Origin of the sequence: Candidatus Nitronauta litoralis, assembly GCA_015698285.1 — a bacterium.
Lineage (GTDB): Bacteria > Nitrospinota > Nitrospinia > Nitrospinales > Nitrospinaceae > Nitronauta > Nitronauta litoralis.
Genome location: CP048685.1, coordinates 3004938 through 3018138 on the forward strand (window position 1 = coordinate 3004938; position 13201 = coordinate 3018138).

The 13201-nt window shown below is 45.9% G+C and carries 11 protein-coding genes; 4 read left to right on the forward strand and 7 right to left on the reverse strand.

Annotated elements, in window-relative coordinates:
• Positions 1 to 80: 80 nt before the first annotated feature.
• The 6 genes from G3M70_13690 to G3M70_13715 form a co-directional block, all read right to left on the reverse strand.
• A complete protein-coding gene (locus G3M70_13690) occupies positions 81 to 887 on the reverse strand; it encodes a hypothetical protein (protein QPJ62870.1) in 807 nt (268 codons plus the stop codon).
• A gap of 71 nt (positions 888 to 958) precedes the next feature.
• Positions 959 to 1339, reverse strand: coding sequence for a c-type cytochrome (locus tag G3M70_13695; protein QPJ62871.1), 381 nt, complete (start codon positions 1337 to 1339; stop codon positions 959 to 961).
• A gap of 123 nt (positions 1340 to 1462) precedes the next feature.
• A complete protein-coding gene (locus G3M70_13700) occupies positions 1463 to 2584 on the reverse strand; it encodes a hypothetical protein (protein ID QPJ62872.1) in 1122 nt (373 codons plus the stop codon).
• The gene (locus G3M70_13705) at positions 2581 to 4239 is read right to left on the reverse strand and encodes a GH3 auxin-responsive promoter family protein (GenBank protein QPJ62873.1); all 1659 of its coding nucleotides are present in this window, start codon (positions 4237 to 4239) and stop codon (positions 2581 to 2583) included. The genes G3M70_13700 and G3M70_13705 overlap by 4 nt, the downstream gene beginning before the upstream one ends.
• A gap of 4 nt (positions 4240 to 4243) precedes the next feature.
• Entirely contained in the window at positions 4244 to 5125 is an 882-nt protein-coding gene (locus G3M70_13710) for a sterol desaturase family protein (GenBank protein QPJ62874.1), read from the reverse strand.
• Positions 5126 to 5560, reverse strand: coding sequence for a hypothetical protein (locus G3M70_13715; protein ID QPJ62875.1), 435 nt, complete (start codon positions 5558 to 5560; stop codon positions 5126 to 5128).
• Positions 5561 to 5759: 199 nt separating this feature from the next.
• On the opposite strand from G3M70_13715, the gene ald reads away from it, so the two are divergent.
• Both ald and dnaE read left to right on the forward strand, forming a co-directional pair.
• Positions 5760 to 6872, forward strand: a complete 1113-nt coding sequence (ald, locus tag G3M70_13720; GenBank protein ID QPJ62876.1) for an alanine dehydrogenase — start codon at positions 5760 to 5762, stop codon at positions 6870 to 6872.
• Between the two features lie 51 nt (positions 6873 to 6923).
• Positions 6924 to 10397 carry a DNA polymerase III subunit alpha gene (gene dnaE / locus G3M70_13725; protein ID QPJ62877.1) on the forward strand — a complete coding sequence of 1158 codons (3474 nt, stop codon included), beginning with the start codon at positions 6924 to 6926 and terminating at the stop codon, positions 10395 to 10397.
• Between the two features lie 3 nt (positions 10398 to 10400).
• On the opposite strand, the gene G3M70_13730 is transcribed toward dnaE, so the two are convergent.
• Positions 10401 to 11063: a hypothetical protein gene (locus G3M70_13730; protein ID QPJ62878.1), complete on the reverse strand. Its 663-nt coding sequence runs from the start codon at positions 11061 to 11063 to the stop codon at positions 10401 to 10403.
• Between the two features lie 133 nt (positions 11064 to 11196).
• Here G3M70_13730 and G3M70_13735 point away from each other — a divergent pair, with 133 nt between their 5' ends.
• Together G3M70_13735 and G3M70_13740 are read left to right on the forward strand one after the other, a co-directional pair.
• The gene (locus tag G3M70_13735) at positions 11197 to 12426 is read left to right on the forward strand and encodes an insulinase family protein (GenBank protein QPJ63818.1); all 1230 of its coding nucleotides are present in this window, start codon (positions 11197 to 11199) and stop codon (positions 12424 to 12426) included.
• Complete coding sequence (locus G3M70_13740; protein QPJ62879.1) at positions 12416 to 13201, forward strand: hypothetical protein; 786 nt, start codon at positions 12416 to 12418, stop codon at positions 13199 to 13201. The genes G3M70_13735 and G3M70_13740 overlap by 11 nt, the downstream gene beginning before the upstream one ends.

The window sequence follows — 13201 nt, forward strand, 5'->3', positions numbered from 1 at the left end:
CCCTGCGTGGAACAGGACGTTAAACAGTTTCCCATATCCATATTTATATGTTTCCTTGCCATCATCCATGGCGTTTTCTCCTAATCCATTACCAGCGTTTTGAGCCGTTTGGCGAGATCTGACCCTCTGATTTTTTTTCTAACTGGACGTTCAATTAAATTGAGGCTCATATAGAGTCGCTCCAGATTGTCGAAGGTCGATGAGGCGATCATGGCCTCACCTGCCTCATCCCGTATTTCATTGCGCCAGATGCTAAGAACCCGCAATGTTTTCAGACTGTCAGATTTGGCGAGTGCCAGTGCGCCAACATTTCCTATGTGGTTGGAGCATAAATAGAGACGCTCAAGTCCTAAAAGTGTTTTGGTGTTTGACAGGGCTATCACCCCTCCATCTCCCATTCCCGTACTATCAAGGTGGAGGGCCTTCAGGTTGGGGAAATTGTTCGACTGAGACAATGTGAGAACTCCATCTGCCCCAATGGGGTTGGAATCCAGAAACAATTCTTCCAGTTTTTGAAAATACGGGGAGTTTGCCAGCGCTTTGGCTCCCTTGGGGCCAATGCTATTACCTTCAAGCATTAAACACCTGATAGAACCCATCAGAGGAGAATTGGCTAATGTTTCTGCACCGGCATCTCCTATGAGGTTGTTGTTCAAATACAAAGAATGCAGATTCCCTCCCAGTTTTTCGAGAGGAATGAGGGTGTCATCGGTTAGCTCATTATTGCCAAGGTAAAGCTTTTGCACCTGCGTGAAACATTCTATTTCACGCAATTGCTCAAGCTCCTTAACACCTATCGCCTGGTTTTCGAGGTCCAGGAGAGTCTGGCCGTTGGCCAGTTGGTCTTGTACGCGTTGCTCAAATGTTGTATCGGTAGCGTTTTCCACAGTTTATTTTTTGAAGTTGAATTAGGGCCAATGTATCGGATTTACAGCCGAAGATCAATGCGAGTGTTGGATTACGCAGGGTCGCGGGATAAACCTCGGATATACTGTACCAGCGAATTGACCTGAGAGCCCGTAAGGCGCGGATAAGCGGGCATGACTTTGCCTTTTCCGTTCCGGATTGCCTGAGCAATAGCCTGGTCACTCTTTGAGTTCATAATCGACGGATTTGTGAAATCGGGTGGCGAAGCCGCCAATCCCTCTGCCAGAAACCCATTCCCAGCCCCCTGATGCCCATGACATACCGTGCATTGTACATCGACAAACAGGAGTTCGCCTTCGGTGTCAGGCAAAGCCTCAGGTAAATTTCCATAACTTTTTACTGATGCCGTATTAGGAACTGCGCAACCTGACATGATGGCGAAAACAATCAAAAAGGAAAATGAACGAAACATATGAGTTCCCCCAACAATTGATAAACGGAATATGTGACTTTCCTACAATTGATTATATGACGGTTAATCAAGACTTGCAGATAATTTTGAGGTCTAAAGGTGTATTTGTATGCAATTCAATAATCAGTGAAAAGTAAAAGCGTTAAGGGTTTTGGAATCTACATGGATCCCCAGCCCGGGCTTTTGGCCTGCTTTTGATGCATTCAGATTTCCCTTGGTACCAAACATGAGGGGGGAGGGGGTGATGTCGTATTCCAGAAGGTGGGTCCCAAAGGCCCCTTCCTGTGCAACGATATTATCCCGAAAGGCACTGCAAAGGGTAAGCGCTGCCCGGGTCAGTAAACTGGTTTCCCCCACCTGGGCTCCAACAATCACAGGAATATTTAAACGTTTAGCTTCCTGGATGATTTCCAGAGAACGCAGGATTCCTCCCATTTTAGAAACCCGAATGTTGAGGATAAATTTTACTGGAACCTCTTGTAGTTCATCGAATTGAGATAACCTGCAAAAACTTTCATCCAGAATTATTGGCAGTTTCAATGCCGCAAAGATATTTTTGTGACCCTTAAAATCATTTTTTGAAATGGGTTCTTCAATGGCAAAAAAGGAAGGTTCCAAACTTTCCATGTATTGAATGCAATCCTCTGGCTGGTCCCATACATTATTGGCATCCAGACGGATTTTTGATGGATCATTGATAAAAGAAGTTGAAAGTTCAATTCGTTCCTTGTCTTCCTCAAGTTTTCCCGAGATTTTTATTTTGAAATCAGTAAATCCGATTTCCAGATACCGCTGCAGTTGTTTTTTAAAGGACGGCAGGCTGTTCAAACCCATCACCGCTGTGTATTTGAATGAACCGCAGATTTCAGGCAGCGATAGCAAGTCCTCAACAGAAACATTTCTTTCTCTTGCAATAAGATCGAGTATGGCCATTTCTATTGAGCACCATGCGGCTGGGTTTGAATCGATGGTTGATCGGTTTTGCGCAACCCATTCCCGCAGTTGATTGAGGCCATGGAGTTGTGGAAAATCAGGCTTATGTTTTTCAAAGAATTGGAGGCAGCTTTCCTGGGATTCACCTGTGACATAGGAGCGGGGACAGCCTTCTCCGTAACCCATTTTTCCTGATTCTGATTCCGCTATTGCGATCACCGATTCTGTTTCCAGTCTTGTGGCCGAGGCGTGCTTGAATGCTGTTCTAAAGGGGATAGAAAGTTTTCTTAAAGTGAGGTCTTTGATCTTCATGTGGAAGAAATAATGTAGGGCTCGAAATCAAAGTTACAATCCGTCAGGTATTGGAGATAAATAGTTTTGTATTGAGACTCCCTCTGTCCTCCGGCGATGGCTTGTTGCTTGTAAGCTTCCCCGCAACCCGGTGTTAAGAAGAAAACTTTCGTGGGTAAAAGGCGGCCACTTTTTTGCTTTGAAGCAAATTCGATATTCAGGTTTGATAATTCCTGGTCGAGGTTTTTTGAGATATCTGGTCTGGGTGGTATCTCAATATAGAGCCTATATTGCAAGGTGCCCGGGTCTCCTATCAATAAAAAGAAATATTCATCTAATTTAGTCATGCATGGGATGGATTCCATGGCTTTTAAAACCTGAAACTCGGTCAATTTCTCTCCGGTCAGGTTTGTGATCCCTTTGCCTTTTTGAACAAACTTAATAGTGGGAGTCTGATTGAACTTCCCAGTGATCTCAACAATATCATTTATGAAGTATCGGTAAAGTCCGCTCCTGGTGGTGACGATGACGTAGTATTGTTTCCCAACCTCAACCTGATCCAGAGTCATAGTCTCCACACTGCCAGAATTCCATCTGTCGGGTTCTATGAATTCGTAAAAATTTTCAGTAATCGCTGGAACACAGGTGTTATTTTTAGTGTCTACCAACACGCTGCCTCTGAACTCGGTTGCTATATAACCCAGCTCGGTAATCCGTGTTTCGCGGGCGAGAAGATTTTCAAGTCTTGTGAGAAGGAGTCCGCAATTCCCGCCAGTCCAGGTAGTCACTGCCTTCAGGTTTGGCCAGATCCTGCTGAAACTGAGGGGGCTGCTTCTGGATAAGGTTTTCAGTTCCTGAACCCGATCCTTTTTTGCTCTAAAACGGCGAGTCGAAATTTGCTTGAATCCTGCTGGCAGGTTTGTAGTATCCCCGGTATCAAGCAATTTAATCAAGGAATCCAGGTTGTTCTCCATGACTTCAAGAATTTTAAAAAAAGTGGAAGGATTGGCACTGACCATCCAGGTGATATCGCGTTCCTTTAAACCAAGGGCTGCGATCATGAGGTATTTGAGCTGGTAATCAGAAACTCTTAAAACCGCATTGGGAACAACATATTTCGACTTTAAAATAAATGGCATGGAATGACTGATCATCCCTGACATAGAACCGTAAGCTTTGCCATTTTCCAACTTTCCTTCCACACGCATCCCTGAAATTGTCAGAAGCTTTCCTTTGTAAATACCTTGAATACCCTGGTGGTGTGCAAATGCGAAAAGGGTCTGACTGTTCTTTAGTTCTTCGGCAGCCGAATTTGTCAGGGGAATGTTTTTGGGCCGGTCGGTTGTTCCGCTGGTTTGCAGATATAGGGAAGGACGCTCCTGGGTCAGACCTGTCTCTGTCCTTGATTCGTTTTGATCAAAATACGGTTCCAGGTCTTCATACTGGTTGATGGGAACATTTTTTTTGAACTCTTCTATAGTACGTATTTTAGAAAAATGGTGCTCCTTCCCATATCGGGTCGTCTGGTTTTGATCGAGCTGTTTGAAGAGCAAACGTTTTTGAATCTTTAAAGGAGTTTTTGTTTGTTCAAGAAATTCGCCCCACAACCCATGTTTCACAAGCGCCATCTGGGTTTTTAAAAGAATATTGGTGATGCCATCAGAAATGAGGCTCAAAATTTTAATCCTTATCCAGACCTTTAATAAAAGGAGCCTTTAGCTGATCCAGGAATCTCATGGGATAGCTTCTGTTTGTCAGCCCCAATTCACCTACCTGTCGGGTTTCAGGCAGGAACCAGGTGCCAAACAGCAAATCCCAGAGGATCAAATTGTTCCCATAGTTTTGATTAGACTCTTCAGGGAGACGGGAATGGTGCCAGCGGTGCAATTCCGGTCCGCTGATGAGGTAGTTTAATGGTCCAAGTTTTAATTCAATATTGCAATGCTGAAAAAATCCATTGATGGAATAGAAAACGAGATACAGAGCAAAGACCTGCTCTCCGACTCCAAGCAAAACAAATGGAATAGTGTCAAAGAGCATCTGCAGGCATTTTTCGATGGGGTGGAACCGACCCACATTAAACCAGTAGAGCTTATGTGGAGAATGATGTACAGCATGCAGCCTCCAGAGATAAGCCCATTCATGGCTCGCCCGGTGCAGCCAGTATCTGAAAAAGTCGGCTGACAAAAGCATGAGGATAACCTGCGAGCCTGTATTCCAGTCATGAGGCCAGAATTTTAGAGAAATCGTCTCACTTTCTCTCAAAATCTCCAGTAAATAAAGGGAAAAGCCTGCCATTATTATTCTAGGCAATGCTATTTGAATCAGAGCCATATAAATTCCATCTTCTATTACATCTTTTTTTCTTCCCGTCCATTGTCCTCTGTAGACGAGTTTGTGCTCCGTCAGGGTTATTAGAGCGGCACCGGCCAGGATGGGCAGGTAAGTGGAAAGCATTACATTCAATCCCCATCCCATAAAAACAATATGAGCAGTAATCCCTGCTGTCATTACTGCGGGATAGGTAATATGAGTTAACAATGTTTTATTTGCCGGATTCATTTATTTCGCGATCTTTGAATTATATAAATGGAAGTGCCCATATAGCAGAATAAAGGATGCGAGCACCAGGTGGAAAATAGTTGGGATTCTAACGTTGAACCAATGAATTGAAGAGGCAAAGGTGTAACCCCCTGCCAGACGAACAACCATAATTACAAAATAAAAACACCCAATGGTCAGCAAATATTTGCCCTTTTCCCTGTCTGGTTTGGGGATGGGGTTGCTCACGTCCTGAATGGCTAAAAGGCAGAGGACGATAATAACAATTTGAAACCCTACCAGAATCCCATAGGGAAGTGCACCGCTGTGCCAGTCATCAAATGGAGGCAAAAATGAAACAGGATAAAAATTCTGCAGGAGCTGGGCTGAGACCCGGAAGCAAAACAATCCGAAAAGTATCCAGAGCCCAATTTTATGAGGCTTTAAATTAATCATCTTGAGTTTAGCCCTGTTAATGTGTTTTTAAAGCAATATAAGCAAAATCAAAAGTTTAAAGTGGGCCATTCAATATTTTTCAACCTGAAAGCGAAGGTTGCAAAAATTTGGGTTTTCCCTGAGGGTGTAAAGTCGGTAATATGATCACCACATCAAGTTAATCTATTCATCAACCTTCAGCGACTTACCAATAACTCTTATGATCGTCGGCATTCCTAAAGAAATCAAACTGGATGAATACCGGGTTTCCCTGACCCCTGCCGGGGCTGCGGAGCTGGTGCAGGATGGGAACACGGTCCTGGTCGAAGACGGGGCCGGGATTGGCAGCGGGATCGAGAATCAGGACTATGAAAAGGTGGGTGCGATTATTGCGAGCCAGGATGATGTGTTTCAAAAAGCTGAAATGATCATCAAGGTGAAGGAGCCGATCCCGGAAGAATATGACCGTCTTCGGGAAAATCTGTTGCTTTATACCTATCTCCACCTGGCCCCAGCCCCGGATTTGACCAACGCCCTTTTACAGCGCAAAGTTTCTGGTCTGGCCTATGAAACAGTACAGTCAGCCAATGGAGGCTTGCCACTTCTGGTCCCCATGAGCGAAGTTGCAGGTCGGATGTCGGTCAATGAAGGTGGCAAATACCTTGAACGCGAAACCGGTGGACGAGGGATCCTGCTGGGTGGAGTGCCGGGGGTCGATCCAGGCCATATTGTCATCATAGGTGGCGGTGTTGTTGGCGTGAACGCTGCAAAAATGGCTGTGGGTACTGGTGCTTACGTTACTTTGCTGGACATCAACCTTGATCGACTGCGCTATATAGACGATATCTTTGGTGGACGGGTCAAAACGATAATGTCTACCAAGCTCAACCTGATGGAGTTCCTTGAACTGGCTGACTTGGTTATAGGTGCCGTTCTTGTCCCTGGAGCCCGTGCTCCCCGCCTGATCCAGAGGGAAATGCTGGGACATATGAAACCAGGCTCAGTCATCGTCGACGTGGGTATCGACCAGGGCGGTATCATGGAGACTTCGAAACCCACAACCCATAGCGATCCGATATATGTGGTGGATGGGGTGGTTCATTATTGTGTAGCTAATATGCCCGGAGCGGTAGCCCGTACCTCAACTTATGCCTTGACCAATGCGACGCTCCACTATGCCCGGGAACTTGCCGGAAAAGGACTCAATAAGGCATTAAGAGACAGCCAGGAGCTGAGACACGGACTCAACACCTTCGGAGGTCATATCACGCATCCCGCAGTAGCCGAAGCGATGCAAAGGGAATATCTTCCCGTAGAAAAAGCCCTTTTTTAATTCCTCAAACCCCCGCCCAAAGCAAAATGGAAATTTTAGGGGAGGCCCTTCTTGAAACATTCGGATTTCGTCCATCTCCACGTACATACCCACTTCAGCCTGCTTGACTCCTCCTTGCGGCATGAAGACCTGTTCAAGCGTGCCGCAGAATTCAAAATGCCTGCGGTGGCGATGACGGACCACTCCAACCTTTTCGGGGCTCTTGAGTTTTTTCAGGGAGCCAAAAAACATGGCCTCAAACCGATCATTGGCTGTGAAGTTTACGTGGCGCCGGAGAGCCGATTGAAAAAGGAGAAGGATGCAAACCATCAACTGCGAGACGCTTCCTACCATCTCCTCCTGCTCGCAAAAAATGACAGGGGATACAAAAACCTGTTGGAATTAGTTACTCGTGCTTACCTTGAGGGTTTTTACTATAAACCTAGAATAGATAAGGAGCTTTTGGCTTCGAATGCGGACGGTCTCATTGCCCTGAGTTGCTGCAATCGAGGTGAGATAGCTCACAACCTTGGCAAGGAAAACCTGCCACGGGCTACCAAGGTGGCTCAGCAATATATGGAAATCATGGGCCCGGATAACTTTTACCTTGAGTTGCAGGACCATGGACAGGACTGGCAGAAGAAAATAAACCGCGAGTTAATCACCCTCGGAAAAAATCTCAATTTACCCCTGGTTGCGACCAACAATTGCCATTATCTCGAAAAGTCAGATTTTCGAGCGCATGAAATCCTGCTTTGTCTGCAGACGGGTAAAACCATGGATGACCAATACCGCATGCGGTATCCGTCGGACGAGTATTACTTTAAATCCCCTGAAGAAATGAAGGAGGTGTTTAAGGATGTTCCGGAGGCAATTGAAAACACCATCAAAATTGCCGAACGCTGCAATGTGGAAATCGAAACTGGAATCGACAACCTGCCCGAGTACCCGGTTCCGGAAGGGTACACCCTCCATACTTATTTGATTGAGATTTCTCGGAAGGGACTTGAAGAGCGATTCTCTGAATTTAAGGCTCTGGGGCTGGAGTTTGATAAAAAGCCTTATGAAGAGCGACTCGAAGAAGAGTTACATATTATTGAGAAGATGGGGTACCCCGGCTATTTCCTGATAGTCTGGGATTTTATCCATTATGCCAAGGTGAATGACATCCCGGTGGGGCCAGGGCGCGGGTCTGCTGCGGGCAGTCTTGTGGCTTATTGTCTCCGTATTACGGATCTGGATCCCATGCAATATGACCTGTTGTTTGAGCGCTTCCTGAACCCTGAGCGTGTCAGCATGCCTGATATCGATATCGACTTTTGTATCCATGGGCGTGAAAAGGTTATCGAGTACGTTTCGAAAAAATACGGTGGGAATCAGTTTGTTACCCAGATCATCACCTTCGGCAGTATGAATGCCAAAGGGGTTCTCCGGGATGTCGGCCGGGTATTGGGAATGCCTTATGGAGATGTCGATAAAATCGCCAAACTTGTGCCCAATAAGCTGAATATCACCCTGGCGGAGGCTTTCAAGGAAGAATCCAAATTTAAATCCATGCGCAAGGAGAACAAGCAGGTCGATGAGTTGTTGGACATCGCTGTGAGCCTTGAAGGATTGCCTCGGCATTGTTCCACGCATGCTGCAGGGGTCGTGATTTCTCCCAAGCCTCTGACTGAATTCTGTGCCCTGTACAAGGGAGGCAACGACGAAATCACAACCCAGTTTTCGATGAACAATATCGAAAAGCTGGGATTGTTGAAGATGGATTTCCTGGGTTTGCGAACTTTGACGGTGATCGACAATGCCCTCAAGCTCCTTAAAAGCTCCACTGGGCTGGACCTCGATATCAATGCCATTAGGAAAGATGACGCTGAGACGTTCAAGTTGCTTGGGGAAGGGCGGACACTAGGGGTGTTTCAACTTGAAAGCTCCGGTATGCGTGACCTTCTGGTAAAAATGAAACCGGATTGTTTTGAAGACATCATCGCCTTGCTAGCATTGTATCGCCCTGGGCCGCTTGAGAGCGGGATGATTGATGACTACGTCAAACGCAAACACGGCACCATGGAGGAGAAATACGATCTGCCCCAATTAGAAGCTATTTTGAAAGAGACGCATGGGGTTATTTTGTATCAGGAGCAGGTGATGAAGATCGCAAACGTGCTCGCTGGGTTTACTCTGGGTGATGCGGATCTTTTGCGCCGGGCAATGGGAAAAAAGAAACCGGAAGAAATGGCCCGCCAGCGTGAAAAATTCATGGAAGGAAGCCACTCCAACAAAGTACCTGAGAAAAAAGCGAAAAAGATATTCGACCTGATGGAAAAGTTCGCGGGCTACGGCTTCAATAAATCACACAGTGCTGCCTATGCGTTGATTTCTTACCAGACAGCTTATCTAAAAGCCCATCATCCCTTGCCGTTTTTTGGAGCACTGATCACCAGTGAAATGGACAATACGGATAAAGTGATTCGCTATTTTAATGATTGCCGTGAATCGGATATCAATATCCTGCCGCCCGATGTAAATGAAGGGCAATGTGACTTCTCCATCTCTGGAGATAAATTGTTGTTTGGCCTTGGTGCGATCAAAAATGTGGGAGCCAAGGCAATTGATTCTATCATTGAAACCCGGGAGGAATTGGGACGTTTCAATTCCATTAAACAGTTTTGCGAAAATGTGGACCTTGGGCAGGTGAATAGAAGAGTGATTGAAAGCCTGATAAAAAGTGGAGCCTGTGATTCTTTCGAAGAAAGCCGTGCCGTGATGGTTAAAAACCTCCAGGTGTATATGGATCTTGGGCAGGCTCGGCAACGGGATCGGGAGATGGGGCAAAGCAGTTTGTTTGATGGAATTCAGGAATCTGAATCGGACTTGATGTCCGCGAGCATTAAAAAAGTTGAAGACTGGTCCGAGCGTGATCGGTTGAAATATGAAAAGGAAACTTTGGGGTTTTATGTTTCAGGACACCCCTTGAATCGTTTCCAACGCGATATGGCCTGGTTTTCGAATGCCACCACAGCATCAATTGCCGAAAGCAGCAATGGAGCAAAAGTTACGTTGGCCGGAATTCCCGCCAGAGTGATCACCAAGGTGACGCGCAAGGGAGATAAAATGGGGCTGGTCACCCTTGAGGATTTACAGGGGACTGTGGAGCTCACCGTTTGGCCGGATATATATGAACGCTGTGCGACCTTGCTGGAAGACGATCAGCCAATTCTGGTCAAAGGAAAAGTGGAATCCGGGGATGTTCAGGGTACGAAAGTGATCGTCGACGAAATATTTTTACTGGAGGACTATAAGAATCACTTCCAGGGAAAAGTAAGCATCGATATCCGGACCCTCGGCCTGGAATCCAGTACGTTAAAATCCCTGCATGAAGTTCTGGCTCATCATCGAGGGCAAAACCAGGTGAAAGTACGATTTATTTTTCCAGACCAGGACCAGCACACACGCACCCTGCTGATGGACCTCACGGTTAACCCGACGGATGATCTGATTGCCCAGGTGGAAGAGGTCGTGGGAAAAGGAGCAATTCGTTTTGAATGATATTTAACGCTGTGAAGAATTTAATAGATTTTGCAAGCGAGACAGACCATTCTGGGAATAAGGGGCCGGCAGGATAACGGAAGTACCCTCCTTTGATTTTGCGCTAACAGCAGAAAGCATTGGTTTAAAAATTAATATTCCAGGAAGAAAAAATATTTTTGTTAATTCAAAATGTTCCATATTTTTCCAAAGAAGTTCCTGTCTGGGGTTACAGAAAGGAATCTGAAGGCGGCTAAAATGCATGGACAGTCCTTGTGGCCCAATTGTAGAAAAATATTGTCGGGGAAAAGTTTCCCGTTGTCCCACAACCAGTCTGATTGCCCTGAATAATCCCAGGATCATGATGGCGCAACCAAATGTGATTGAAATAGTGGTCAGGGAGATTTCCCAATTTCCGGAAAATCCAAATATCGGAACCAGAATAGCGCAAACTATAAACAAGGGGAGAGGAGCCAGCATAATCAATCCATGCAAACGAAACCCCAATCCAGGGACCTCCAGAGGTAAAATGGCAGTCACTCCCTGCCCGCAATCTAACAAAGGGTTTTTCGAAGCCAGCTCTTCATGATCTTCTATAAACGCTCGGGCAATTTCATAATCTTTCTGAGCCCAGTCGGAATGTTTCATATCAGCTTGTGAGAATGAGTCGGTTGATTTAAAATCCACGAATTATACCCCGTCCGGCTACTCAGTTGGCAGGAGAAATTTTTTGAATAAAATAAAAACGGGTCCTCCCATTTCAAACATCCGGCCCCAAAAGGTAATTCTCGAAAATGGTTTGACCGTGGTGACAGTGGAAATGCCCCATTTGCATACGGTGGAAATTTCGCTCATGGTGCGTGCAGGGCTTCGTATGGAAACAAAGGAAAATAATGGTATTTCTCATTTCCTCGAGCACATGCTGTTTAGAGGAAATTCAAGGTTTCCGGATTCCCTTTCCCTCAATCGTGAATTTGAAACGATTGGAAGAGATCTGAGAGCGGCAACACACAGTGAATACACATCATTTGGATTTAGTCCACATCTGTCGTTTCTGGACCGGGCCGTGGAATTGCTCGCAGAATTTTTTGATGAGCCCACGTTTCCCGGATTGGAACTGGAAAGGGAGATTATTCTGGAAGAGTGCCTTGAAGATCTGAACGACAAGGGCGAGAACATCAATATCAACAATCTGGCATGCCAACTGTTGTACGAGGGTGACCCTTTGTCCTGGCCTACCATTGGGACTGAAAAAACTATCCAGGCCATTGATACGGAGATGTTGAAAGGTTATTTTGAGAAGTTTTACAATCCCGGGAATTCTGTTCTGGTTGGAGCGGGAGCACTTCAGCATGATAGTTTCATGGAGCTCGTCCACAGGCATTTTGGAGGTTGGGGGCGAAAGGGAACAGTTGTTACGAATGAGTTTTTTGACTTAAAAGAAAAACAGGAAAAATCCGCCGTACTTTTTCAGGAAGATCAAGACAGCCAGGTTCAATTGCAGTTTTGTTTTCGATCACGGTCGTATAATCACCCGGATTATTTCACTCTTTGCCTGATAGGCCGTATTTTTGATGACGGTGTTTGCTCACGGTTGCAGCGTTCACTCCGGGAAGATCGCGGTCTGGTGTATTCAGTAGAATGTCGGGCAACCAGTTGGTCCGATACCGGTACATTTGATTTCGATGTTCAGGTCAGTCCCGAAAAAGCCCGGCAGGTCCTCGAAATCCTCTATAAGGAAATTAAATTGTTCGTTGACGAGGGGCCGACAGAGGAAGAGCTGGCGCATGTGAAAAATCGGTATGATTTCGATCTGGAACTGGACATTGATGATCCGTATAAGCAAATAGATCGCTATGGTTTTCCACAATTGTATTCCAGTGTAATGTCTGTGGAAGAGGAGCAGAAATGTATGAGAGCCGTGACACTCGATGATTGCAAACGTGTTGCAGGTGAAATTTTAATTCCTGAGTCCTTAAATATTGTAGTGGTGGGCCCAATCTCTAAAGAATTGAAACAGGAGGTAAAGAAAATAGCCGATGCGTTTTAAGAAACTGGAAATATCATGGAAATTTAAAATCATCTCCCTGGTCCTGATTGTTTTCGGACTGTCTGCGTGTGGTAATCATTCTGTATTCACCAATTGCGATGAGGAGGGCATCTGTTCCTCTACCATTGAAGTCAAGCGTTACTCGGGAGAATTACCTTTGTCTCCCCGGTCAGGGTTCTGGAAATCTGCCGAAGGCCCGAAAAAGGTCACCATTGAACTGGGTCCCCAATTAATCACGAACCCCCAATGGCCAAACCCCTCTGTAAAAGAGGTGAGAGTGAGCGCCGCGCGAAATGAAAAGGAAATCGCTTTGCATATTGAATGGGATGACAAGGATGTGGATTCCGGGCAGGGCCAGACACGTATGTACACTGACCAGGCCGCCGCTTTGTTTCCTTTGAACCGAAATAAGGAATTACCCTCCATCACCATGGGGAGTGAAGGGGAGACAGTAAATATCTGGATCTGGAAAGCTAGCCGGGATCTGTCATTGCGAGGGCGAGCGCCCGACAACGTGCCCAGCCCTGTTGAGGACCTCAACGCTGAGGGATACAGCACCCTGACACGGCAGGATCAGCAGGATGTGTCAGGGCAGGGATATCATGATGGCAAACACTGGCAGGTGGTATTGAAAAGAAAACTGGTCGATGATCAGGAAGAAGATGCACAGTTTGTCGGTTCGACACCTATGGCAATAGCTGTCTGGAATGGCGGTAATCGGGAAACTAATGGCCAAAAAGGATTGTCAGATTGGATATTTCTAAAGTTTGTTTAG

Bases quoted from the DNA above. Each gene is read 5' to 3' on its own strand.
- G3M70_13695 (QPJ62871.1), bottom strand. From the start codon at position 1,339: ATGTTTCGTTCATTTTCCTTTTTGATTGTTTTCGCCATCATGTCAGGT.
- G3M70_13740 (QPJ62879.1), top strand. From the start codon at position 12,416: ATGCGTTTTAAGAAACTGGAAATATCATGGAAATTTAAAATCATCTCC.
- G3M70_13700 (QPJ62872.1), bottom strand. From the start codon at position 2,584: ATGAAGATCAAAGACCTCACTTTAAGAAAACTTTCTATCCCCTTTAGA.
- G3M70_13735 (QPJ63818.1), top strand. From the start codon at position 11,197: ATGCCCCATTTGCATACGGTGGAAATTTCGCTCATGGTGCGTGCAGGG.
- G3M70_13710 (QPJ62874.1), bottom strand. From the start codon at position 5,125: ATGAATCCGGCAAATAAAACATTGTTAACTCATATTACCTATCCCGCA.
- ald (QPJ62876.1), top strand. From the start codon at position 5,760: ATGATCGTCGGCATTCCTAAAGAAATCAAACTGGATGAATACCGGGTT.
- G3M70_13715 (QPJ62875.1), bottom strand. From the start codon at position 5,560: ATGATTAATTTAAAGCCTCATAAAATTGGGCTCTGGATACTTTTCGGA.